The following is a 22,546-nucleotide window of genomic DNA, read 5'->3' as shown; positions in this document are numbered from 1 at the left end:
AGCTATCCGGGCAACGGGGCGCATTAAACCGTATTGGCCGCTGATCGTCAACGAATTTATAGCTTAAAACCACTAAAACTATGCTGATCGCTCTCTTTTCAGGCAAAAATAGAAAATTCTGCTCAGATTACCGTGAAATTCTGTTCAGCCGCTTTTAGCTCAGCGCACCATTTTTACGGCATTGGGCGACTTCCAATACATCTTCAGCCAGGCGTTTGGCAACGTCAACATCGACGAGTTGACGTTTCACCAGCAACTTGCTCAGGCAGCCTTCCAAGATAAGCTCCATCTGCTGGGCGACCATCTCGGCATCATCAGCCTCCATTTCTCTCAGCAATTCCAGCGTATAGCATAGCGAGGCTTCTTTTTGCTGCTCAGCCAATTGGTGAATAGGGTGTTCATCATCAGGATAGAAACTGCACGCGGCAATAAACAGGCAACCGGGGTAGCGCTGGTTTTTCACTTGTTCACCGAGTGTTTGGTAGCGTGCCAGTAACTTTTGCTTTGGCGATAACGTCTCGTCTAATTGCAACTGTCGCCGCCAGGTATCGATCTGTTGACCATGATAACGTAAGCAGTCATACAGCAAAGCCTCGCGATCTGGCCAGAAACGAGCCAGAGCACTAACCTCGACTGACACTTCTTTTGCCAGCATTTCCAGCGTGGTATTTGCCAGCCCTTGCTGCTCTAACAGATTGAGCGCACTGCTTAAAACTTGTTCACGTTGCACGTTGCTCTCCTCCAACTTCTTATCTGGCAAGTGTGGTTTACCACCACCGATAGGGTATAGGTTAATAGGTATCGGCAGATATTGGCACGTTCTGCCAGCAGACCTTGTACCTTATCACTACTGCCGCGAGATTTTTCTAACTCTTTACCATTTCGTTGTTGGCTAATCTATAACGGCAGGATTACAGCATGACTTTTGCTATTCCGCAGTCTGTGAAGCAGGGCGCATTTTATGCTGTATCCGCTTGCCACAAGATGACAGGGCTATACTAATAAGCCCTCCGTTATTCTGAGCGGCTGGTTGATAAAGTCGTATTCTGTGCGACATTGGATAGCTTATGAGATCGAATCAGTTATGAAAATAGTCATTGCCCCAGACTCTTATAAAGAAAGTCTCTCCGCACTGGATGTTGCGGTGCAGATAGAAGCGGGTTTTCGTACCCAATTCCCTGATGCACAATATATTAAGTTGCCGCTTGCCGATGGTGGTGAAGGCACTGTGGCGGCGATGGTAGCGGCGACTGCTGGCAGGATTATTAAGATTAATGTGACTGGCCCGTTAGGCGATGACGTCGCGGCTTTTTACGGGATATCCGGTGATGAAAAGTCTGCTTTTATTGAAATGGCGGCGGCCAGTGGCTTGGCGTTAGTCCCGCCAGGGCTACGTAATCCACTGAAAACCACTTCATACGGTACCGGTGAAGTGATTGGTCATGCGCTGGATCACGGCGTTAAACATATCATTATCGGTATCGGTGGCAGCGCAACCAATGATGGCGGCGCGGGCATGGTGCAGGCACTGGGTGTCAGGCTGTTGGATAAGCATGGTCAGCCGATCGGCTTTGGTGGCAGTAAGCTGGCAGAACTGGATGTGATTGATATTTCGTCTTTGGATCCACGGATTAAACAATGCCAAATCGACGTGGCTTGCGATGTCACCAATCCGCTGACGGGTAGCGAAGGGGCATCGGCTATTTTTGGGCCGCAGAAAGGTGCGACACCGGAAATGGTGAACCAACTGGATGAGGGATTGCGGCATTACGCCGGTGTGATTAAACGTCAGCTGGATATTGATGTTGATCAGGTCGAGGGGGCTGGTGCCGCCGGTGGATTAGGGGCGGCATTATTGGCGTTTTGCGGTGCGACCTTAAGCCCTGGCATTGATATTGTGACCGATGCTCTTGGTCTGGACGCATTGGTCAGGGATGCCACTTTTGTGATTACCGGCGAAGGGCGGATTGATAGCCAAACTATTCACGGCAAGGTGCCTATCGGTGTTGCCAGAGTGGCCAAACGTTATAACAAGCCGGTGATTGGTATTGCGGGTAGCCTGACCGACGATGTTGAGGTGGTGTATGAGCATGGATTAGATGCGGTATTCAGTGTGATTTACCGTATTTGTACCCTAGAGCAAGCGCTGGACAATGCGGCGGCCAATGTGTTTATGACCGCGCGTAATATTGCTGCCACGCTGGCGATAGGGATGGCGGTGGGGAAAGCTAAAAACGAGGGTGAATGAGCCGGACTCAATACTCATCCACCTAAAAGGATATTAATCAGTTAACAGCTAGCGCGGTAGATTTTGTAAATGCTGCAAGAATTCCGTAGCATTCATAAAACCGGTCACTCTGGCTGCGGGGATTTCATTACCCTGCGCATCGAAAAACAGGATGGTCGGCAAGCCCAACACATTTAGCTGTCTCAACAGCGCGCCATGTTCGGTGCTGTTGGCTGTTACGTCAGCTTGAAGTAGTACAGTATCGGCTAGCTGGCGCTGAATCTTGTCATCACTGAAAGTGTATTTTTCAAACTCTTTACAGGCAACACACCAGTCGGCGTATAAATCCAGCATCACCGGCTGACCTTTCGCTTGGGCTAATGCCGCCTGTAATTGAGGCAAATCGGTCACTGACTTAAAACCTAAGTGCTTAATTTCACTCTGTTGTATATGGTTGCCGAAAGCCCAGTCTTGCAGCGGGCGAGCAGCCACCAGTAAGGTGGCCAGCAGCAATAACTGACAAGCTCGCGCCCAACCAGAATGTGCTTTCAGACTTAATACAAACGCCCAGCCGAAGAAGGCAATTGCCAGCAGGCTCCATAAACGTAAGCCCCAAACATCCCCCAGCACTCTTTCCAGCAAGAACACTGGCAGCGCCAGAATGACAAAGCCGAAAGCTTCTTTGACATATTGCATCCACGGGCCACTGCGCGGGATCAGCTTGTTGCCGAACAGCGTCACAATCACCAGCGGAATACCCATTCCTAAAGCATATAAATAGAGCGTGCCCCCACCGGCCAGCATATTACCGCTTTGGGCGATATACAGCAGAATGGCACTGAGTGGCGCAGTGGTGCACGGGGAGCAAATCAGACCCGCCAGGGCGCCCATAGCAAAGACACCCGCCAGCGACCCGCCACGTTGGCTGCTACTCCACTGCACCAGCCGGGTTTGCAGTGACGACGGCAATTGCAGGGAGTACAGGCCGAACATCGAGAGTGCCAGCAATACGAACAGCGCTGACAAGCCCATCAGCACATAAGGATGCTGCAACGCGGCCTGAAATTGTAAACCCGCCGCTGCCACCACCAAACCGAGTAAGGTATAGGTCAGTGCCATCCCTTGCACGTACACCACCGCCAACAGCAATATCCGCCGCTGACTATGGGGCTTCTCGCGGCCAAGAATAATAGCTGAAATCAGGGGGTACATTGGCAACACGCAGGGGGTGAAGGCGATGCCAATACCAATTAATAGCGCCCACAATGGAGAGAATGGCAATTCAGCCGCGACCGGTGTCGTAGTATTCGCGGACGGCGTTGTGGCCTCGGCAGCCACCGCAGGGGCTGAACCGGCTATCACGGTATTAAGTGGAACCACCCGTGTCTCCGGCGGATAACAAAAACCGGCTTCTGCGCAGCCCTGATAGGTCACACTGACACTCGCCTGCTCACCGGCCTGCGTAATCGGGATATTCAGCGTTAGCTGCTGCTTGAAAATCGCCACTTCGCCGTAGAACTCATCATGATGGGCGATGCCTTCGGGCAGGGTAAATACCCCGAGAGTGGCGTTGTGCGGCACAATTTTTATTTGCTGACGATAAAGATAATAGTCGGGATGAACCTGCCAACTCAGTGTGAGCTGGTCGCCCTGTTGGCGAAAATCAAAGGCAAACGCCTGATCCACCGGAATAAATCGGCTCTGGGTGCTTTTTTGGCCAAAAGTCGCATTATCACCAAACAGTGAGGCTTGTGTGCTGTGCGGAGCGAGTAAAACGCTGCACAGCAGCAGAATCAGAGTAATGAAGCGTTGAGCCATGACAGGTAATTTTTATCTCCATCCCGTACCGGCAGCACCAACAATTCAGGTGTCTGGTAGGGGTGATGTTGTTTGATATAGCTGAGAAGCGCCTGCTGATGAGCTGTATTGCTTTTGAACAAAAGCTGGACTTCATACTCTTGTTGCAGCTTACCTTCCCAGTAGTAAATCGAGGTCGCACCTGGCAACAAGGTGGCGCAGGCGGCCAATTTTTCACCCAGAACCCGCGCGGCTAAATCCTGTGCGCTGGCTTCATCAGGGGTGGTGCACAATACCACAATCGCATCACAAATAATCGCATCACAAATAATCGCATCACAATCAGACATTTTAACCTCATAGGTCGCGCGGCTTATATGACGAAGTAGGTACTATAACGCGAGCGAGGGAGGGACAGAAGATGATTTATATCACGGTGAGATATCAAAGTGAGAAGCGGAGCGCGTGATGCGCCCGCTTATTGATACAGAGACTGATTACAGAACCAGGCCGCCCATCACAAAGCCGAAGCAAACGGCCAGTACAACGCCGATGGTGCCAGGGATAAAGAACGGGTGGTTAAACACGAAGCGACCGATACGCGTGGTGCCGGTATCATCCATTTGTACTGCGGCTACCAGTGTTGGGTAGGTAGGCAGAATGAACAGACCAGAAACCGCTGCGAAAGAAGCAATCGCCGCCAGTGGTGAAACGTTCAGTGCCATCGCCATTGGCATCAATGCCTTGGCTGTTGCCGCCTGAGAGTAAAGCAGTGCCGAACAGAAGAAGAAGATAACAGCCAGTAACCATGAATGAGCCTGAATCAGGCTACCCGCAGTCTCTTTAATCCAGTCCAGATTGTGCTGCACAAAGGTATCACCCAACCAGGCTACACCAAGAATACAGATACAGGCGCTCATACCCGCTTTGAACGTACTGGAGTTCAGGATGGCATCGGTATCAACCGAACACGCCAATGTGGTAATGGTTGCCACACTCAGCATAATGATCAAAATAGCGTTAGTGGTGTTCATCAGCGGTGTTGCCACCAGACCGACACTTGGGCTGTTGATAATCGCATAAGCCACCACACACACGACACCCGCCAGGAACAGCAGTACCGAGGTTTTAGCCCGAGGTTTGATCACGGTTACCGTATCGCCACGCAGTGTCACCAAGCCTTCTTCCAAACGCTTCAGGTAGACTGGGTCATCAGACAGTTTGGAGTTAAAACACCAGGAAACGATCAGTGACATCACAAACACTGCGCACAGGGTGGATGGGATGACGATCATCAGCAGATGCAGATAGCTAACGCCGTGACCTTCCATGACGGAAGACATGTAAACCACTGCTGCAGAAATTGGCGATGCGGTAATCGCGATTTGTGCGGAAACCACGGCAGTAGACAGAGGCCGGCAAGGTTTGATGCCTTGTTCTTTCGCCACTTCTGCAATCACCGGCAGAGCAGAAAGAGAAATATTACCTGTCCCGGCAAAGATGGTCAGAAAATAGGTGACCAGCGGAGCAAGGATAGTGATGTGTTTTGGATTCTTACGCAGTAACTTTTCAGTTTGCTGCACCAGATAATCCATGCCGCCTGCTACCTGCATTGCAGAGATTGCCGCGATAACGGCCATGATGATTGAGATGACGTCGAATGGAATACTACCTGGTTTGACACCAATGATAGCTAACACCAGAACACCAATCCCACCTGCAAATCCTATACCGATACCGCCTAACCTGGCCCCTAAAAAAATGGCCAGCAGAACGATGACTAATTCTACGGCTATCATAGTGTTTACTCCTTGATCCAAATGAAAAATTAAAGTTAAAAAATTGTATTTGCCCGAAAGTAAAAAGGCACGCTGTCCAGAGGATCATGCGTGCCTTATATACCCGTCGCCTTTCAAGCTGTAGGGGTGTTGGCTGCCTTTACTCACCCCAGTCACTTACTTGAGTAAGCTCTTGGGGCTTCGTTCAGTTGCCGCCTACCTGCATCCTAAAAGAACTTGGGTATCGGGCTACCGGATGATTATTTTATTGTTCATTTTCATCGGTGTAACGTTTCGCTTTATAAGCCGGATGCATCAGGTTCTCAATAGAGAAAATGTCGTCCAGCTCGGCTTCAGTTAATAAGCCGCGTTCCAGAACCACTTCCCGTACATTTTTACCGGTTTGTGCACAGATTTTACCCACGATGTCACCATTATGGTGGCCAATGAATGGGTTGAGATAGGTGACGATACCGATGGAGTTAAAGACGTAACGTTCGCAGACCTCTTTATTGGCAGTAATACCGTTGATGCATTTTTCCAACAGGTTGTAGCAAGCATTTGTCAGGATATGGATAGACTCAAACATCGCCTGACCAATTACCGGCTCCATCACGTTCAATTGGAGCTGGCCTGCTTCGGCCGCCATAGTAATGCAAGTGTCGTTGCCGATCACCTTAAAACAAACCTGGTTGACCACTTCAGGAATAACCGGGTTAACTTTAGCGGGCATGATAGAAGAACCGGCCTGCAATTCCGGCAAGTTAATTTCATTCAAACCAGTACGTGGGCCAGACGACAATAAACGTAAGTCGTTGCAGATTTTTGACATCTTAACGGCCAGACGTTTCAGTGCGCTGTGCACCATCACGTAAGCACCACAGTCGGAGGTGGCTTCGATTAGATCTTCTGCCGGAACACAAGGGAACCCACTGATTTCAGAAAGTTTTTGTATTGCTAACGGGGAGTAACCTTCTGGCGTGTTTAGCGCAGTACCGATAGCGGTGGCACCGAGGTTAACTTCCAGCAGTAACTCTGCGGTACGTTGCAGGTTTTTGGTTTCTTCTTTTAATAATACCGCGAAGGCTTTGAATTCCTGCCCCAGTGTCATTGGTACCGCGTCCTGCAATTGGGTACGGCCCATTTTCAGGATTTTTTCGAATTCCTTGGATTTTCTTTCGAAGCCTTCTTTTAACTGGTTGATGGCGTCGATCAGCTTCATGATGGAAGCATAAACCGCAATGCGGAAACCGGTTGGGTAGGCATCGTTGGTGGATTGGCATTTGTTCAGATGGTCGTTAGGGTTGAGGTATTGATACTCTCCCTTCTGGTGACCCATTAGCTCCAGACCGATATTGGCCAGAACTTCATTGGTATTCATGTTTAAAGAGGTACCGGCACCGCCCTGGAATACGTCGACCGGGAACTGATCCATACACTTCCCTTTATCCAGAACTTCGTCACATGCCTGAATAATGATGTCAGCAATTTTGCGTGGGATAGTGTGCAACTCTTTGTTTGCCATTGCCGCTGCTTTTTTTACCATGACCATGCCGCGTACAAATTCCGGAACATCACTGATTTTGCTGTTACTTATATAGAAGTTTTCAATCGCACGCAGGGTATGAACACCGTAGTAAGCCTCTGCGGGGACTTCTCGTGTACCTAACAGGTCTTCTTCAATACGAATGTTATTTGACATGAGAACCTTCTCTAGTGTGCTGTCTTGTTTTGTCTTTGTTAACGTAATTATGCCGCCGTTAGCAATATGATGCCGCTATGAACCATTAGCGCGGAAAGATTAACCACTCATCATCTTGCTGACAGGATCATATGCTGCTTAGCGATAAAAAGCCTTGAACTGAGATCACTATATGTGGGAATTAATCGAGATGATCTAATATCTGTGATTCTTCTCACAGTTAGATTAATGAGTAATAAAAGTATTGCCTCAGCTTGAAAAACGATGCAACCACCACCATTTTACTGTAGTCGACCCAAGTTGAAGGGGGTAGCTAACGCCGAAATCCGCTAAGTAGGGAAAGAGCCGTGTCAGCGCCATCTGGGTCAAGGTTTTCATGGTATCTGTCAGGCAGGTTTACTTGCTGAGGGGTACTGAATGATTGGAATAAGGAGAACGCGGTGCGTTGGTTACCGTTAGCGCTGATATTTTTATTGGCATATATAGAAATATCGATATTTATCAAGGTCGCAGCCGTATTTGGTGTGTTAGTTACCCTGCTGCTGGTGATTTTAAGCTCTTGTGTAGGGGTCTCTCTGGTGCGCAACCAAGGGATGAAAACCTTTATGCAGATGCAACAAAAACTGGCTGCGGGTGAAAGTCCGGCGGCAGAGATGGTCAAAAGTGTCTCACTGGTGTTAGCCGGTTTCTTATTATTGATCCCCGGCTTCTTCACCGACTTTATCGGGTTGCTGCTGTTATTGCCGCCAATTCAAAAATCGTTGACGCTAAAACTGATGCCACATCTGAAAATTTATCGTGGCGGCAGTTTTGGTGCTGGGGGTTTTGATAACAATAATTCTGGCCCAATGGGCGGCGGAAATACCTTTGATGGCGAGTTTCAGCGTAAAACCGATGATAGCTTTACGGTAGAGCATCGTCCCGATGAGGATGATAAATCGACAGATAATCGTTTTAAAGATGACAAGTAAGCGGCTGAGCCTTTCTAATAGCCTGTTTATTAATCATAAATTTATAAAGTAAATTACAGTGCTTTTTTTGATGGGGCAGCGGCGAGGTGACTAAAATCAACCCGCTTAGGACAAGAAAAAACTGAATTTTTTTTTGTCCTCTCCCTTGAAGGAATGAGAAGTCGCCCCCACTTAGAAAACCATGGTATCGGTTATGAAGGCATACCGGTATCTAATCCTAATCCTGATACGGACCTTCTCATAGGAGAGCTATCAATGAAAATTCGTCCATTGCATGACCGCGTTATCGTCAAGCGTAAAGAAGTTGAATCCAAATCTGCTGGCGGCATCGTTTTGACTGGCACTGCTGCGGGTAAATCTACCCGAGGTGAAGTTTTGGCAGTTGGCAATGGTCGCATCCTGGATAACGGTGAGATTAAGCCGCTGGATGTGAAAGTAGGCGACATCGTTATTTTCAGCGATGGTTATGGCGTGAAGGTAGAGAAGATCGACCATGAAGAAGTGTTGATCATGTCCGAAAGCGACATTCTGGCAATTGTTGAAGCGTAATCACGCTCTCTAATCTTCTGAACTGAACGAGTTAAGGGAAATACTAATGGCAGCTAAAGACGTAAAATTCGGTAACGACGCTCGCATCAAAATGCTACGCGGCGTAAACATCCTTGCTGATGCAGTGAAAGTAACCCTGGGCCCGAAAGGCCGTAACGTAGTTCTGGATAAGTCTTTCGGCTCTCCAACTATCACCAAAGACGGTGTTTCTGTTGCACGTGAGATCGAACTGGAAGACAAGTTTGAGAACATGGGTGCGCAGATGGTTAAAGAAGTTGCCTCTAAAGCGAATGACGCGGCGGGTGACGGTACCACTACTGCAACTGTATTGGCTCAATCCATTATCACTGAAGGCCTGAAAGCAGTTGCGGCCGGCATGAACCCAATGGATCTGAAACGCGGTATCGACAAAGCAGTTATCGCTGCGGTTGAAGAACTGAAAAAACTGTCTGTGCCTTGCTCTGATTCTAAAGCTATCGCTCAGGTAGGGACTATCTCTGCCAACTCCGACTCCACCGTGGGTGAACTGATCGCTCAAGCGATGGAAAAAGTCGGTAAAGAAGGCGTTATTACTGTTGAAGAAGGTTCAGGTCTGCAAGATGAGCTGGACGTAGTAGAAGGTATGCAGTTCGACCGTGGCTACCTGTCTCCTTACTTCATCAATAAACCAGAAACAGGTTCTATTGAACTTGAAAGCCCATTCATCCTGTTGGCCGACAAGAAAATCTCTAACATCCGTGAAATGCTGCCAGTACTGGAAGCCGTAGCGAAAGCCGGTAAACCACTGCTGATCATCGCAGAAGACGTTGAAGGCGAAGCGCTGGCGACGCTGGTAGTTAACACCATGCGCGGCATTGTTAAAGTAGCAGCGGTTAAAGCACCTGGTTTCGGCGACCGTCGTAAAGCCATGCTGCAAGACATCGCGACCCTGACAGGCGGTACTGTTATTTCTGAAGAGATCGGTCTGGAACTGGAAAAAACCACTCTGGAAGATCTGGGTCAGGCAAAACGTATTGTTATCAATAAAGACACCACTATCATCATCGATGGCGTAGGTGACGAAGCTGCAATTCAGGGCCGCGTTACTCAGATCCGTCAGCAAATTGAAGATGCGACGTCTGATTATGACAAAGAAAAACTGCAAGAGCGTGTCGCTAAATTGGCTGGCGGCGTTGCCGTTATCAAAGTGGGCGCCGCAACTGAAGTTGAAATGAAAGAGAAGAAAGCACGCGTTGAAGATGCTCTGCATGCAACCCGTGCGGCAGTAGAAGAAGGCGTAGTTGCCGGTGGTGGTGTTGCACTGATTCGTGCTGCATCGGCTATCACCAAGTCTGGCCTGAAAGGCGATAACGAAGACCAGAACGTGGGTATCAAAGTTGCTCTGCGTGCGATGGAATCTCCATTGCGTCAGATCGTGGTTAACGCTGGTGAAGAAGCCTCTGTTATCGCGAACAACGTTAAAGCGGGTTCAGGTAGCTACGGTTACAACGCTTATACCGAAGAATACGGCGACATGATCGCGATGGGTATCTTGGATCCAACTAAAGTGACTCGTTCTGCTTTGCAGTACGCAGCCTCTATTGCTGGTCTGATGATCACCACCGAGTGCATGATCACTGACCTGCCACGTGATGACAAAGGCGGTGATATGGGCGCTGGCGGCATGGGTGGTATGGGCGGCATGGGCGGCATGATGTAATGCTGCCAACCTTTGAGTTACCATTAGATTGGTAGCGAAAGGGACAAGCTGTTGATGAAAGCGAGTAGGGTGACCTGCTCGCTTTTATTTTATCGGTCATAACCTTGCGGCAGCGGTGCTTTCTGGTAATCTCTAGCGTGATTCTCAACTTCGAATGGGGAAAAAAATGCGGATTAAAATGTTACTTGGTCTTTCAGCAGCACTGTTGCTGGCAGGCTGTAGCTCCACTAACCAATTGGGTTCGGCGGGTGAGCAAGTGAAGTTCTCCGATACTAAACCTGGTAGTGAATGTCAGTTGGTAGGCCAGGTGACGGGGACTCAGAGTAACTGGTTCTCAGGTGGCGGTGGCGAAAGCAGCGCGATGCGTGGTGCAGCAAACGACCTGCGCAATAAAGCCGCAGCAATGGGTGGCAACGTGATTTATGGTGCGACCAGCCCGAGCGAAACCTTTTTATCAAGCTTTGCGCCATTAGACAGCAAAATGGTTGGTGAAGTTTATAAGTGCCCTTAATACCTTAGGCACCCAATCGAATAAAACAGGGGATGCCATGGCATCCCCTGATTGTTATACCGTCATACAGAGGTGTTGGCTGCACTCAATCACCCGAATCACTTACTTGAGTAAGTGATTCGGGATTCTTTCATTTGCCGCCTTCCTGTATCTTGAAATCTATAGGGTCTATATCTAGTATCATCTTTCAAGTTACAGATTTGTCACCCGAATTATTCATCCTGCATCAACCGGAGATCCAGTGGCGTTTTGCTGGGTTGCCCACCAATTTCCCGTGCCAGACGTGGGACCAGATAACCGGAAACTCGGCTGAGTAATCCTTTGATTAATTGCCGGGCTTCATCGTCATCGACCATAAAGTGAGCTGCACCCTGCACTCTATCCAGCACATGAATGTAGTAAGGCAAAATTCCGGCATCAAATAAGGCGTTACTCAGCGTTGCCAACACCTCGGCGTCATTATTGACGCCACGCAGCAACACACTCTGGTTTAATAGCGTCACTCCAGCCCGTTTTAGCTGTGTCATGCTGTCTCGCAAAGGCTGATCGATTTCATTGGCATGATTTATATGTGTCACCATCAACACCTGTAATCGTGACACCTCCAGCCGTTGACACAGGACGGGAGTAATACGGGCAGGGATCACCACCGGTAACCGGGTATGGATACGTAACCGTTTAATATGGTTAATACTTTCTAGTTCGTCCAGCAACCCGCTAAGTTCATGATCTTTTGCCATTAACGGGTCACCGCCTGAAAAAATGATCTCGTCCAGTTCAGGATGTTGGCGAATATACTCCAGAGCCTGATGCCAATTGGCTTTGTTGCCTTGGTTATCCTGATAGGGGAAATGGCGGCGGAAACAGTAGCGGCAATTGACGGCACAGCCGCCTTTAACCAGCAGCAGTGCGCGGTTACGATATTTATGCAGCAATCCGGGGACAACGCTACGTTGTTCATCAAGCGGGTCGTTGGTAAAACCGGGGGCGGCGATAAACTCTTCGCGCACCGTGAGCACCTGGAGCAATAAAGGGTCTGAAGGATCTCCCGGCTGCATGCGCGCAACAAAAGCGCGGGGCACTCTTAGGGGAAATAAACGACGCGCTGCGGTGCCTTGTTGCAGGTTAGGGTGTTCATTTAAGAACAGAATACGCAGCAATTCGTCCGGATCAGTAATTACATCGGCGAGTTGTTGCAACCAATCTTCTCTAATTGGCATGTTTCGGGTTACAATACTTGCCATTTTTTAGGCTTAACTACCAGTTTCTTGAGGACCATTATGGCCACTTATTATAGCAACGATTTTCGTCCCGGTCTTAAAATCATGTTTGAGGGCGAGCCTTATGCAGTTGAATCCAGCGAGTTCGTAAAACCAGGCAAAGGCCAGGCTTTTGCTCGTGTTAAAATGCGCCGCCTGCTGACCGGCTCACGCGTCGAAAAGACCTTTAAATCTACCGACTCAGCCGAAGCCGCAGACGTTAACGATTTGAACCTGACTTACCTGTACAACGACGGTGAGTTCTGGCACTTCATGAATAACGAGACTTACGAACAGTTGCAAGCTGATGCAAAAGCGATTGGTGACAACGGTAAGTGGCTGATTGATCAGGCTGAATGCATCGTAACGCTGTGGAATGGTCAACCTATCGCTGTCACCCCACCAAACTTTGTTGAACTCGAAATCGTTGACACTGACCCAGGCCTGAAAGGTGATACTGCCGGTACCGGTGGTAAACCTGCAACTCTGAGCACGGGTGCCGTGGTCAAAGTGCCATTATTCGTACAGGTTGGCGAAGTAATCAAAGTTGATACCCGCTCTGGTGAATATGTTTCTCGCGTTAAGTAAGTAGTACTGAGTCACTCACGCTGAGAATGAAAGAAAACCGCGTAAAGCGGTTTTCTGCTATCTGGGACAGGTTAGGGGGATCGTCAGAACACGTTTTTTAGTAGATTAAGAGTCAGAATAAGTGCAATGCGGTTTTTTGACTATCCTTATAGGACGAATAGATACTTTCATGCCATAAGGATCTTTTATAATGTTGAAAAAAAGCATCGCAGTGATTTTTTCTTTGCTTGTTGTCTCGTCATTGAGTGCCTGTAATACGACGCAAGGTGTGGGCAAAGATGTTCAAAGCGCAGGTAGCGCGATTGAACGTAGCGCAGAATAACCCGCAGGCCAGTTTGCTATCGGCGGTATTAGCCGCCGGATTTATTTCCAGCTAATCATGATATTGCTGCTTATTATTTAGCGTGATAATGTATCGGGCCTATCTATAAGCGGTCTGGGACGACCCAGTCATGCATCTGTTATTTGGGGACGACCCCAGAGAGGTGGTTACCGTGGCTTGGATTATTCTGGTTATTGCGGGTTTGTTAGAAGTTATTTGGGCCATCGGCCTGAAGTATTCCCATGGTTTTACTCGGCTGACACCCAGCATTGTCACCCTTGTGGCAATGGCGGCTAGTGTCTTCTTATTGGCCTATGCCATGAAAATCTTACCGGCAGGTACGGCTTATGCTGTCTGGACGGGGATTGGTGCGGTAGGTACCGCCATTTTAGGCATTGTGCTGCTTGGGGAGTCTGCCAGCCTGGCACGAGTGTTAAGTTTGGGGCTGATTTTGGCAGGAATTATCGGATTAAAATTAGCATCATAATTAAGTTTATTTTTGGGTTATTACGGGTTATGTTCCTGTAACATTTAAAATGAGTGCAGTTAGTTTCTTAATTGCACTGATTCTACGAGGCTATTCCATTTGGGATATTTTATTCTTTAGGTAAGAGTATTATAAACTTGGTTGATATAGCGTCAGAGGTAACCGATATTTTACCTTGATGCGCTCTAATAATAGATTTCACAATAGCTAAGCCTATGCCACTGCCATCACCTTTTCTTTGTCTTGACGGATCGACACGGTAAAAGCGATCAAATAACCGAGAAAGGTGCTCTGCCGGTATTGGTACTCCTGGGTTCTCAACGACCAGCTGAATATTATCCAAATTATCCGTGACACTCACGGTGACCGACTTTCCCGCAGGGGTATAGCGAATTGCATTTGACAGTAAATTACTGATGGCTCGGCGTAGCATTAATGGATCGCCATTTACGGATAATGGACTACCCACAAATTTCAGGCTGACTTCACGCTCCTCGGCCCAGGCTTCAAAAAAATCAAATACTTTAATAATTTCAGTTTTAAGATTAATAGACACGCGCTCGGGGACCAGTAAATTATTATCAGCTTGGGCCAGAAACAACATATCACTGACCATTTTAGCCATTCGATTAAACTCCTCTAAATTTGAATAAAGAACATCTTCATACTCATTGACTGAACGTGGCTGACTTAGAGCAATCTCTGTCTGAGTCACTAAGTTAGTAATCGGTGTGCGGATCTCATGGGCGATATCGGCGGAAAAATGAGATTGTCGGGTAAACACATCCTCTATTCTTTCAATCATATGGTTAAATGACATAACGAACTGTTCTAATTCTATCGGGACATCTGTCGGCAATAATCTGACATGTAGGTTATCGGAGGTAATACTCTGGATTTTTCGGCTTACACTGCGAAGTGGCGCATGTCCTTGATAAACAGCTAATAGCACAATAAATATAATGACTAAACTGATCACGAATGCAGTCATTATCAGTTTGTATTTTAGCTGTTGGATATAATGTAAGTGGAAGTCAATCGAGAGTGCAATAAGTAATGTGTAGGTCGTCGGTTTACCATCAACGAGAGTCCTTATCGGGAAAGCAATAATACGATAGCTGGTTTGTTCCATATCGTTACTATCATGCGTTGAACCGGTTGGCATAGGGTCATGCCAGACAATAATATCATCGGTATTAACGCTATTATGGAACAGTGGCGAGGCGATTACCTGCTTAAAATCAAGGCCATTTTCAGATTGAGAGATAACTTCTTTCTTATCATTTTCGAGATAAATAAACGTATTACTATGATTGATTATCGCATTGAGAAGTTTATCTATCCGTATTTTTTCCGGTTCGTCCTCTTTGCTAACAATCCGACTCAGTGTGGTACTCAGTTGTTTTAACTCACTGAGATCCTGCTCTTCAAAATGCATTTCGACCGAGTGAATCAAAATCCAACTGAATACGGCAAAGGCGGCAATGGTGGTCAGGCTGATAAAAAAAGTTAAACGGGTGGCCAATGAGAAAGGGCGACGATTCGACTTAATCCACATCAGGCACCTCAAGGACATACCCCACACCGCGAACGGTCTGAATAAGCTTGGGTTCAAAATCGTTATCAATTTTAGCGCGTAGGCGTTTCACTGCAACATCAATGGCATTGGTATCACTATCAAAATTCATATCCCAAACCTGGGATGCAATTAAGGAGCGGGGCAGAACCTCGCCTTTATGACGGATAAAAAATTCCAGCAGGGTAAATTCTTTACTGGTCAGCGTGATCCTCACACCTTTTCGTAGGACGCGCCGGGTGACTAAATCCAAGGTTAAATCTGCCACCTGAAACTGACTTTCTACAATAGCCGCAGCACCCCGACGTAATAACGTTCTTACTCGTGCTAACAGTTCGGCAAACGCAAAAGGTTTAACCAGATAATCATCTGCTCCTAATTCGAGTCCTTTTACGCGATGTTCTATGGTCCCAAGGGCGGTTAGAAGCAAGATTGGCATACTTTTCTCTGCAGAACGCAGCAATTTGACAATATCCCAGCCATTAATATCAGGCAGCATGATGTCAAGGATCACCAGGTCGTAATCCGCCGTCATTGCGAGGTGATAACCCGTCATACCGTTGTCGGCTAAATCAACCACAAAGCCTGCCTCGGTTAATCCTTTACAGAGATACTCCCCGGTTTTTACTTCATCCTCGACAACCAATAATTTCACGCATCCTCCGACATAGTGATTTGGTCATACCATTCTAGTGAGGACCTAGCTGATATCAATGGATTATGACGTAAATGACAGCATTGTCATCGTTCAGTCATGCGTTAAACAGAGTTACTTCGATAAGGTATGGGGCATAACAATCAGTAAAGTTTGGCGTCATTATTTTACCTTGGCTCTCTTGGACGGAAAGAAACATGTTTAAAATTAAGGTACTGACATTAAGCGCTTTGTTTGCTCTGACCGGATGTACTTCACTGGCCCCAGACTACCAGCGCCCAGCATTGCCGGTGCCTCAACAATTTTCTGTAAGCCATAATGAGCTTATCCCCTCAACAGGCATCCAGGATGTGGGTTGGAGAACTTTTTTCTCTGATGCTCAAGTCAAGGTTCTTATTAATGAAGCGCTGCAACATAACCGCGATTTACAGTTAGCGACACTGAAAGTTGCCCAAGCCCGAGCACAATATAATGTGACCGATGCTGATCGGTACCCACAGTTAAATGCATCTTCAAATATCACCTATACCGGTGGGCTGAACAGTGAGTCTAAGAGCACCAATCAATATGGTATTGGTATGGGGCTTATTTTTGATCTGGATTTTTTTGGTCGTTTAAAAAATATGAGTGAAGCCGATCGCCAGAATTACTTTGCCAGTCAGCAGGCCCAGCGGTCAGTGCATATTTTACTGGTCTCCAGTGTCTCTCAAAGCTATTTCAATCAGAGACTGGCATATCATCAATTATTAGTGGCAAAGCAAACGTTAGAGAATTATCAGCGTTCCTATTCATTTGTTGAGCAGCAACTGCAAACGGGGCGCACCACATTATTAGCGCTGGAACAGGCCAGAGGCGTGATTGAAACTACGCAAAGCGAAATATTTAAAAGAGAAGGGGAACTGGCGCAGGCAAACCATGCATTACAACTGCTACTGGGGAAATATACGGTTTTACCGGATGATAACCTTCAATCAGCTAATTCTCTTGATGTAGTCAAATTGCCTTCTAATTTGTCATCTGAAATTTTGTTGCAGCGGCCTGATATTTTAGCCGCCGAGCATGTACTGATGGCGGCGAATGCCAATATTGGTGCCGCCAGAGCAGCATTTTTTCCGTCGATATCTTTAACCGGAAATTTAACTGGCAGCAGCACCGAGCTATCCAGTTTATTTAATACCGCCAGTGGGATGTGGAGTTTCGTACCTAAAATAGAAATCCCTATCTTTAACGCGGGGCGAAATAAAGCCAACCTAACATTGGCTGAAATTAGCCAACAGCAATCAGTGCTTGAATATGAGAAGAAGATACAGAATGCCTTTAAAGAGGTCTCTGATGCGTTATCGTTACGGAATAGTATTCAGTTACAAATAGAGGCTCAGAAACGTTATTTTATGTCGTTACAAATCACGGTGTTAAGAGCAAATATATTATTCTCTAATGGCGTTGTGAGTTATATAGAAGTTCTTGATGCCGAACGTTCATTATTCTCAACCCAACAATCCATACTTGATTTGAAATATGCTCAGCAAGTGAATGAAGTTAACCTTTTCACAGCCTTGGGTGGCGGGTGGGTTGAGTGATAATTTATTTTTTTGATATTAAAACAGGCGTTATGACTATGCGTAATGTATTAACAGTGACGTTATTGAGTTTGTTTTCAGTGTTGGCTTTCACTGTACAAGCAACAGAAAGTCACCACTCAGATCCATCTCAAACGGCACAGTCAGCGGTGCAAGAAGACGTTATTAGCGCCACAGGTGTTATTAAAGAAATTGATTTTGATACCAAAAAAGTGACAATCATTCACGAGGCTATCCCTGCAATCAGTTGGCCAGCCATGACCATGCGTTTTACCTTTACCTCTCCAGAGATGCTCAGTGGGATTAAGGTCGGTAATAATGTCGATTTTGATTTCATCCAGCAAGGAAATATTTCATTACTGAAGAACATTAAGGTTAATGAATCTTAGGGAGTTAAAATGGCCTCGGTAAAATGTAAAAATACGCTGATTATTGTGGGAAGTTTATTAATGGGAGGAATTATTTCCATTAGTGCTTACCATTATTTATTTTATCCTCAAAAAAATATCGAGACGGCTGAGCGTAAAGTTCTTTTTTGGTATGACCCTATGAGCCCGAATACCAAATTTGATCAGCCAGGTAAGTCGCCGTTCATGGATATGGATCTGGTGCCTAAATATGCGGATGAAGAGGCCGGTACATCTGAAACTAAAGCGGGTGTAAGAATTGATCCTACCCAAACGCAAAATCTAGGAATGCGGACAGAAAAAGTCCGTAACGGGAAACTTACTTATTCTCAAACGCTCCCTGCTAATGTTAATTTTAATGAATATCAATATGTTATTGTTCAGTCCCGTTCAGAAGGATTTATTGAAAAGGTGTATCCTCTGACCATGGGGGATAAAGTAAGAAAAGGTGATCCTCTGATTGAGCTGACCATACCTGAATGGGTTGAGGCTCAAAGTGAATATCTATTATTAGACAATACCGGGGGGACTAATACTCAATTAAAAGGCGTATTAGAACGACTTCGCCTTGCGGGTATGTCAGAAGATGATATTCAAAAATTACGAAAAACAAAAAATATACAAACTCATTTTACGATCAAAGCACCTATCGAGGGGGTTATTACCGCTTTTGATCTCAGAACTGGAATGAATATTTCCAAAGATAAAGTGGTGGCTCAAATTCAGGGCATGGACCCTGTTTGGGTCAGCGCGGCAGTTCCCGAGTCTATTGCTTACCTGATTAAAGACACCTCGCAATTTACGCTGGCGGTGCCTGCCTATCCGGATAAGGAATTTAACATTCAGAAATGGAGCATTTTACCCAGTGTAGATGCGACCACTCGCACCTTGCAGCTTCGTTTACAGATTGATAATAAAGACGAATCTTTAAAACCGGGGATGTATGCGTACCTGACCCTCAAAACAGAAAGCCAAAATATGCTGTTGATCCCTTCTCAGGCGGTGATTGATACCGGCAACGAACAACGAGTGATCACATTAGACAGCGAGGGCCGCTTTGTACCAAAAATCATCAAGATTTTTCATGAGTCACAGCAGCAAACTGGGATTATATCGGGTCTATCAGCAGGGGAGTCGGTCGTTGTCAGCGGGCTTTTCCTGATTGATTCTGAAGCGAATATTTCAGGCGCATTAGACAGGATGCGGCAATACGATAAGCCCGCCTCCACTGTTCCTGACATGGCTGGTCATTCAGCGCATTCAAATTCAGGTCAATGAGGAGAGCAAGATGATTGAATCGATTATCAGAAGATCTGTCGCCAACCGCTTTCTGGTGATGATGTGTGCTCTGTTCCTCAGTGTTTGGGGGGCCTGGACGATTATTCATACTCCGGTAGATGCACTGCCTGATTTATCTGACGTACAGGTTATTATCAAAACCAGCTATCCCGGACAGGCTCCTCAAATCGTCGAGAACCAGGTGACTTATCCATTAACTACCACCATGTTGTCGGTACCTGGCGCAAAAACGGTGCGCGGCTTTTCCTCGTTTGGCAACGCCTATGTCTATGTTATTTTTGAAGATGGTACCGACCTCTATTGGGCGAGATCCCGAGTGTTGGAATACCTTAATCAAGTGCAGGGAAAACTGCCAATAGGTGTGAGCTCAGAGTTAGGCCCGGATGCCACCGGGGTGGGGTGGATCTTTGAGTACGCGTTGATTGACCGGAGTGGAAAGCACTCGCTGGCAGAGTTACGTTCGCTGCAAGACTGGTTTTTAAAATTTGAGCTAAAGACCCTACCAAACGTTGCTGAAGTGGCTTCGGTTGGTGGGGTGGTTAAACAATACCAGATCGTCGTCAATCCGCTAAAACTGACCCAATATGGTATTGGTCTTTCTGAGGTTAAACAGGCAATTAGTGCCTCTAATCAGGAAGCCGGTGGCTCTGCCGTTGAAATATCCGAAGCTGAATATATGGTGCGGGCCAGCGGTTATCTCCAGACTCTGGAAGACTTTAATCATATTGTTTTAAAAACCAATGAAAATGGCGTTTCTGTTTACTTGCGTGATATTGCGCGGGTGCAAATTGGGCCAGAAATGCGCCGAGGGATATCAGACCTCAATGGCGAAGGGGAAGTTGCTGGCGGCGTGGTTATCCTTCGTTCAGGTAAAAATGCCAGGGAAGTGATTGCCGCAGTTAAAACCAAGCTGGATACCCTTAAAGCCAGTTTGCCCGACGGGGTTGACGTTATCACAACCTATGATCGCAGCCAGCTTATTGACCGCGCTATTGATAATTTGAGTTATAAGCTGCTAGAAGAGTTTATGGTTGTCGCCGTTGTCTGTGCCCTGTTCTTATGGCACGTCCGCTCTGCCTTGGTGGCGATTGTCTCGCTGCCGATGGGGTTATTTATCGCCTTTATTATCATGCATTATCAGGGATTGAATGCCAATATCATGTCTCTGGGCGGGATAGCCATTGCGGTCGGTGCCATGGTGGATGCGGCCATTGTCATGATAGAAAATGCGCATAAAAAAATAGAAGAGTGGCAACATCAGCATCCAGAGGTGCCACTGGATAACGAAACGCGCTGGAAAGTGATTACCGATGCTTCCGTTGAAGTGGGGCCAGCCTTGTTTATCAGCTTGCTGATTATCACCCTCTCTTTTATCCCGGTATTTACGCTGGAAGGGCAGGAAGGGCGGCTATTTGGCCCGCTGGCCTTCACCAAAACTTATGCCATGGCCGGGGCCGCAGGATTGGCTATTATTGTTATCCCGATCCTGATGGGATATTGGGTCCGCGGTAAAATTCCCGCCGAAGCGAGTAATCCATTAAACCGCTTTTTGATTAAGATTTATCATCCGTTACTGATTAAAGTCCTGCATTGGCCGAAAATGACATTGCTGGTTGCGGTGCTTTCGCTGCTCACAGTGTTGTGGCCACTGAGTAAGATTGGCGGTGAGTTCTTGCCGAAAATCAACGAAGGCGACTTACTGTATATGCCGTCGACCTTACCGGGGGTGTCTGCCGCTCAAGCTGCTGTACTGCTACAAACCACCGATAAATTGATTAAAACCATTCCAGAAGTGGCCACGGTGTTTGGTAAAGCAGGCCGAGCGGAAACCGCGACCGACTCAGCACCAATGGAAATGGTGGAAACGACTATTCAACTGAAACCAGAGGATCAGTGGCGTGCGGGAATGACGCTGGATAAGATTATCAATGAACTTGACGAAACCGTGCGTTTGCCTGGGCTGGCAAACCTCTGGGTTCCTCCTATTCGTAATCGTATTGATATGTTATCAACCGGCATTAAAAGCCCGATCGGAATTAAAGTCTCGGGAACGGTGCTGGCGGATATTGATGCTGCGGCACAACAGATCGAGGTGGTAGCAAAAGAGGTGCCTGGGGTGGTATCCGCATTAGCGGAAAGACTGATTGGTGGCCGTTATATCGATATTGATATTAAGCGCGAGCAGGCTGCCCGCTATGGTATGACCATAGCGGATGTGCAGTTGTTCATCTCATCGGCGATTGGTGGGGAAACGGTCGGGGAAGTGGTCGAAGGCGTTGCCCGTTATCCTATCAACATCCGCTATCCACAAGGTTATCGTGACAGCCCAGAAACCTTGCGCCAGTTACCTATTTTGACGCCACAGAAGCAGCAAATCACCCTCGGTGATGTCGCTGAGATTAACATTGTCTCGGGTCCTTCCATGCTAAAAACTGAAAATGCCCGGCCAACCAGTTGGGTTTTTATTGATACGCGCGATCGCGACATGGTGTCAGTGGTTAATGATTTGAAAAAAATCATTAACCAAAAAGTTCAGTTGAAACCCGGAACCAGTGTTTCGTTCACCGGTCAGTTTGAATTGTTGGAACGAGCCAATCAGACGTTAACCTTAATGGTACCTATGACCTTAATGATTATCTTCATTTTGCTCTATTTGGCGTTTCGCCGGGTGAGTGAGGCGCTATTGATTATTACCAGTATTCCATTTGCTTTGATTGGTGGTATTTGGTTCCTTTACTGGCAGGGTTTCCACTTATCGGTGGCGACCGGGACTGGCTTTATTGCCTTGGCTGGGTTAGCCGCTGAGTTTGGTGTGGTTATGCTGATGTATTTACGCCAGGCGATTGAAAAGGATCCTAAGTTATTACATCCAGAGACATTTACCCCGCAGGGGTTGGACGATGCTTTATATCATGGTGCGGTATTACGTGTTCGTCCAAAAGCGATGACGGTCGCGGTAATTATTGCTGGGTTGTTGCCTATTTTATGGGGAACCGGTGCCGGGTCTGAAGTGATGAGTCGTATTGCGGCACCGATGATCGGCGGGATGATTACGGCACCATTGCTCTCGATGTTTGTTATTCCAGCCGCGTATAAATTAATCTGGCTGCGTAGGCACAACATTCGAGGGCAGTGAATT

20 protein-coding genes are annotated in these 22,546 nt (G+C 47.1%); 12 read left to right on the top strand and 8 right to left on the bottom strand.

Annotated features, from left to right (window positions below; translation table 11 throughout):
* Window positions 1-154: 154 nt before the first annotated feature.
* Window positions 155-730 carry a transcriptional regulator gene (locus AEP37_RS11980; protein ID WP_049613518.1) on the bottom strand — a complete coding sequence of 192 codons (576 nt, stop codon included), beginning with the start codon at window positions 728-730 and terminating at the stop codon, window positions 155-157.
* A gap of 354 nt (window positions 731-1,084) precedes the next feature.
* On the opposite strand from AEP37_RS11980, the gene AEP37_RS11975 reads away from it, so the two are divergent.
* Window positions 1,085-2,248: a glycerate kinase gene (locus AEP37_RS11975; RefSeq protein WP_049613517.1), complete on the top strand. Its 1,164-nt coding sequence runs from the start codon at window positions 1,085-1,087 to the stop codon at window positions 2,246-2,248.
* Between the two features lie 48 nt (window positions 2,249-2,296).
* On the opposite strand, the gene AEP37_RS11970 is transcribed toward AEP37_RS11975, so the two are convergent.
* From AEP37_RS11970 to aspA, 4 genes are all read right to left on the bottom strand, one after another.
* On the bottom strand, window positions 2,297-4,045 hold the full coding sequence (locus AEP37_RS11970; protein ID WP_049613516.1) for a protein-disulfide reductase DsbD: 1,749 nt from the start codon (window positions 4,043-4,045) through the stop codon (window positions 2,297-2,299).
* A complete protein-coding gene (gene cutA / locus AEP37_RS11965) occupies window positions 4,021-4,374 on the bottom strand; it encodes a divalent cation tolerance protein CutA (protein ID WP_049613515.1) in 354 nt (117 codons plus the stop codon). The genes AEP37_RS11970 and cutA overlap by 25 nt, the downstream gene beginning before the upstream one ends.
* Window positions 4,375-4,521: 147 nt before the next feature.
* Complete coding sequence (locus AEP37_RS11960) at window positions 4,522-5,823, bottom strand: anaerobic C4-dicarboxylate transporter (protein WP_049613514.1); 1,302 nt, start codon at window positions 5,821-5,823, stop codon at window positions 4,522-4,524.
* A 244-nt stretch (window positions 5,824-6,067) separates the two neighbouring features.
* On the bottom strand, window positions 6,068-7,504 hold the full coding sequence (gene aspA / locus AEP37_RS11955; protein ID WP_049613513.1) for an aspartate ammonia-lyase: 1,437 nt from the start codon (window positions 7,502-7,504) through the stop codon (window positions 6,068-6,070).
* 440 nt (window positions 7,505-7,944) lie between these two features.
* Here aspA and AEP37_RS11950 point away from each other — a divergent pair, with 440 nt between their 5' ends.
* The 4 genes from AEP37_RS11950 (at window position 7,945) to AEP37_RS11935 (ending at window position 11,234) form a co-directional block, all read left to right on the top strand.
* Window positions 7,945-8,475 carry an FxsA family protein gene (locus AEP37_RS11950; protein ID WP_049613512.1) on the top strand — a complete coding sequence of 177 codons (531 nt, stop codon included), beginning with the start codon at window positions 7,945-7,947 and terminating at the stop codon, window positions 8,473-8,475.
* A gap of 255 nt (window positions 8,476-8,730) precedes the next feature.
* Window positions 8,731-9,024 (top strand): co-chaperone GroES, encoded by a 294-nt coding sequence (locus tag AEP37_RS11945; protein ID WP_049613511.1) that lies wholly within the window; start codon window positions 8,731-8,733, stop codon window positions 9,022-9,024.
* 46 nt (window positions 9,025-9,070) lie between these two features.
* Window positions 9,071-10,723, top strand: coding sequence for a chaperonin GroEL (gene groL / locus AEP37_RS11940; RefSeq protein WP_049613510.1), 1,653 nt, complete (start codon window positions 9,071-9,073; stop codon window positions 10,721-10,723).
* Between the two features lie 166 nt (window positions 10,724-10,889).
* Entirely contained in the window at window positions 10,890-11,234 is a 345-nt protein-coding gene (locus AEP37_RS11935) for a DUF4156 domain-containing protein (RefSeq protein WP_049613509.1), read from the top strand.
* Between the two features lie 212 nt (window positions 11,235-11,446).
* Here AEP37_RS11935 and epmB read toward each other — a convergent pair whose 3' ends face one another.
* Window positions 11,447-12,478: an EF-P beta-lysylation protein EpmB gene (gene epmB, locus AEP37_RS11930; protein ID WP_049613508.1), complete on the bottom strand. Its 1,032-nt coding sequence runs from the start codon at window positions 12,476-12,478 to the stop codon at window positions 11,447-11,449.
* A gap of 36 nt (window positions 12,479-12,514) precedes the next feature.
* On the opposite strand from epmB, the gene efp reads away from it, so the two are divergent.
* From efp to sugE, 3 genes are all read left to right on the top strand, one after another.
* Window positions 12,515-13,081 (top strand): elongation factor P, encoded by a 567-nt coding sequence (gene efp / locus AEP37_RS11925; protein WP_049613507.1) that lies wholly within the window; start codon window positions 12,515-12,517, stop codon window positions 13,079-13,081.
* 190 nt (window positions 13,082-13,271) lie between these two features.
* The gene (locus tag AEP37_RS11920) at window positions 13,272-13,403 is read left to right on the top strand and encodes an entericidin A/B family lipoprotein (RefSeq protein ID WP_049613506.1); all 132 of its coding nucleotides are present in this window, start codon (window positions 13,272-13,274) and stop codon (window positions 13,401-13,403) included.
* A gap of 172 nt (window positions 13,404-13,575) precedes the next feature.
* A complete protein-coding gene (gene sugE / locus AEP37_RS11915; protein ID WP_049613524.1) occupies window positions 13,576-13,890 on the top strand; it encodes a quaternary ammonium compound efflux SMR transporter SugE in 315 nt (104 codons plus the stop codon).
* A gap of 109 nt (window positions 13,891-13,999) precedes the next feature.
* Here the strand turns inward: sugE and AEP37_RS11910 are convergent, their stop codons facing one another.
* Together AEP37_RS11910 and AEP37_RS11905 are read right to left on the bottom strand one after the other, a co-directional pair.
* Window positions 14,000-15,448, bottom strand: coding sequence for a Cu(+)/Ag(+) sensor histidine kinase (locus AEP37_RS11910; RefSeq protein ID WP_049613505.1), 1,449 nt, complete (start codon window positions 15,446-15,448; stop codon window positions 14,000-14,002).
* Entirely contained in the window at window positions 15,438-16,121 is a 684-nt protein-coding gene (locus AEP37_RS11905) for a copper/silver response regulator transcription factor (protein ID WP_049613504.1), read from the bottom strand. Before AEP37_RS11905 ends, AEP37_RS11910 begins: the two co-directional genes overlap by 11 nt.
* 197 nt (window positions 16,122-16,318) lie before the next feature.
* Between AEP37_RS11905 and AEP37_RS11900 the strand changes: the two genes are divergently transcribed.
* The 4 genes from AEP37_RS11900 to AEP37_RS11885 are packed head-to-tail and all read left to right on the top strand — an operon-like array spanning window position 16,319 to window position 22,543.
* The gene (locus AEP37_RS11900) at window positions 16,319-17,701 is read left to right on the top strand and encodes a Cu(I)/Ag(I) efflux RND transporter outer membrane protein (protein WP_049613503.1); all 1,383 of its coding nucleotides are present in this window, start codon (window positions 16,319-16,321) and stop codon (window positions 17,699-17,701) included.
* Between the two features lie 38 nt (window positions 17,702-17,739).
* A complete protein-coding gene (gene cusF, locus AEP37_RS11895) occupies window positions 17,740-18,090 on the top strand; it encodes a cation efflux system protein CusF (protein ID WP_049613523.1) in 351 nt (116 codons plus the stop codon).
* Between the two features lie 9 nt (window positions 18,091-18,099).
* Window positions 18,100-19,386, top strand: a complete 1,287-nt coding sequence (locus AEP37_RS11890) for an efflux RND transporter periplasmic adaptor subunit (protein ID WP_049613502.1) — start codon at window positions 18,100-18,102, stop codon at window positions 19,384-19,386.
* A 10-nt stretch (window positions 19,387-19,396) separates the two neighbouring features.
* The gene (locus AEP37_RS11885; RefSeq protein ID WP_049613501.1) at window positions 19,397-22,543 is read left to right on the top strand and encodes a CusA/CzcA family heavy metal efflux RND transporter; all 3,147 of its coding nucleotides are present in this window, start codon (window positions 19,397-19,399) and stop codon (window positions 22,541-22,543) included.
* Window positions 22,544-22,546 lie beyond the last annotated feature (3 nt).

This window comes from Yersinia pekkanenii, from assembly GCF_001152565.1.
GTDB classification, from domain to species: domain Bacteria; phylum Pseudomonadota; class Gammaproteobacteria; order Enterobacterales; family Enterobacteriaceae; genus Yersinia; species Yersinia pekkanenii.
The sequence above is the reverse complement of the archived record's forward strand: the minus strand, read 5'-3'. Positions and strand labels throughout refer to the sequence as shown.

What these genes read in the sequence shown, in the direction of transcription:
- AEP37_RS11910 (WP_049613505.1), bottom strand. Translation starts at nt 15,448, where the DNA reads ATGTGGATTAAGTCGAATCGTCGCCCTTTCTCATTGGCCACCCGTTTA.
- cutA (WP_049613515.1), bottom strand. Translation starts at nt 4,374, where the DNA reads ATGTCTGATTGTGATGCGATTATTTGTGATGCGATTATTTGTGATGCG.
- groL (WP_049613510.1), top strand. Translation starts at nt 9,071, where the DNA reads ATGGCAGCTAAAGACGTAAAATTCGGTAACGACGCTCGCATCAAAATG.
- AEP37_RS11935 (WP_049613509.1), top strand. Translation starts at nt 10,890, where the DNA reads ATGCGGATTAAAATGTTACTTGGTCTTTCAGCAGCACTGTTGCTGGCA.
- AEP37_RS11960 (WP_049613514.1), bottom strand. Translation starts at nt 5,823, where the DNA reads ATGATAGCCGTAGAATTAGTCATCGTTCTGCTGGCCATTTTTTTAGGG.
- epmB (WP_049613508.1), bottom strand. Translation starts at nt 12,478, where the DNA reads ATGGCAAGTATTGTAACCCGAAACATGCCAATTAGAGAAGATTGGTTG.
- AEP37_RS11885 (WP_049613501.1), top strand. Translation starts at nt 19,397, where the DNA reads ATGATTGAATCGATTATCAGAAGATCTGTCGCCAACCGCTTTCTGGTG.
- AEP37_RS11975 (WP_049613517.1), top strand. Translation starts at nt 1,085, where the DNA reads ATGAAAATAGTCATTGCCCCAGACTCTTATAAAGAAAGTCTCTCCGCA.
- cusF (WP_049613523.1), top strand. Translation starts at nt 17,740, where the DNA reads ATGCGTAATGTATTAACAGTGACGTTATTGAGTTTGTTTTCAGTGTTG.
- aspA (WP_049613513.1), bottom strand. Translation starts at nt 7,504, where the DNA reads ATGTCAAATAACATTCGTATTGAAGAAGACCTGTTAGGTACACGAGAA.
- AEP37_RS11900 (WP_049613503.1), top strand. Translation starts at nt 16,319, where the DNA reads ATGTTTAAAATTAAGGTACTGACATTAAGCGCTTTGTTTGCTCTGACC.
- AEP37_RS11920 (WP_049613506.1), top strand. Translation starts at nt 13,272, where the DNA reads ATGTTGAAAAAAAGCATCGCAGTGATTTTTTCTTTGCTTGTTGTCTCG.
- AEP37_RS11970 (WP_049613516.1), bottom strand. Translation starts at nt 4,045, where the DNA reads ATGGCTCAACGCTTCATTACTCTGATTCTGCTGCTGTGCAGCGTTTTA.
- efp (WP_049613507.1), top strand. Translation starts at nt 12,515, where the DNA reads ATGGCCACTTATTATAGCAACGATTTTCGTCCCGGTCTTAAAATCATG.
- AEP37_RS11890 (WP_049613502.1), top strand. Translation starts at nt 18,100, where the DNA reads ATGGCCTCGGTAAAATGTAAAAATACGCTGATTATTGTGGGAAGTTTA.
- AEP37_RS11945 (WP_049613511.1), top strand. Translation starts at nt 8,731, where the DNA reads ATGAAAATTCGTCCATTGCATGACCGCGTTATCGTCAAGCGTAAAGAA.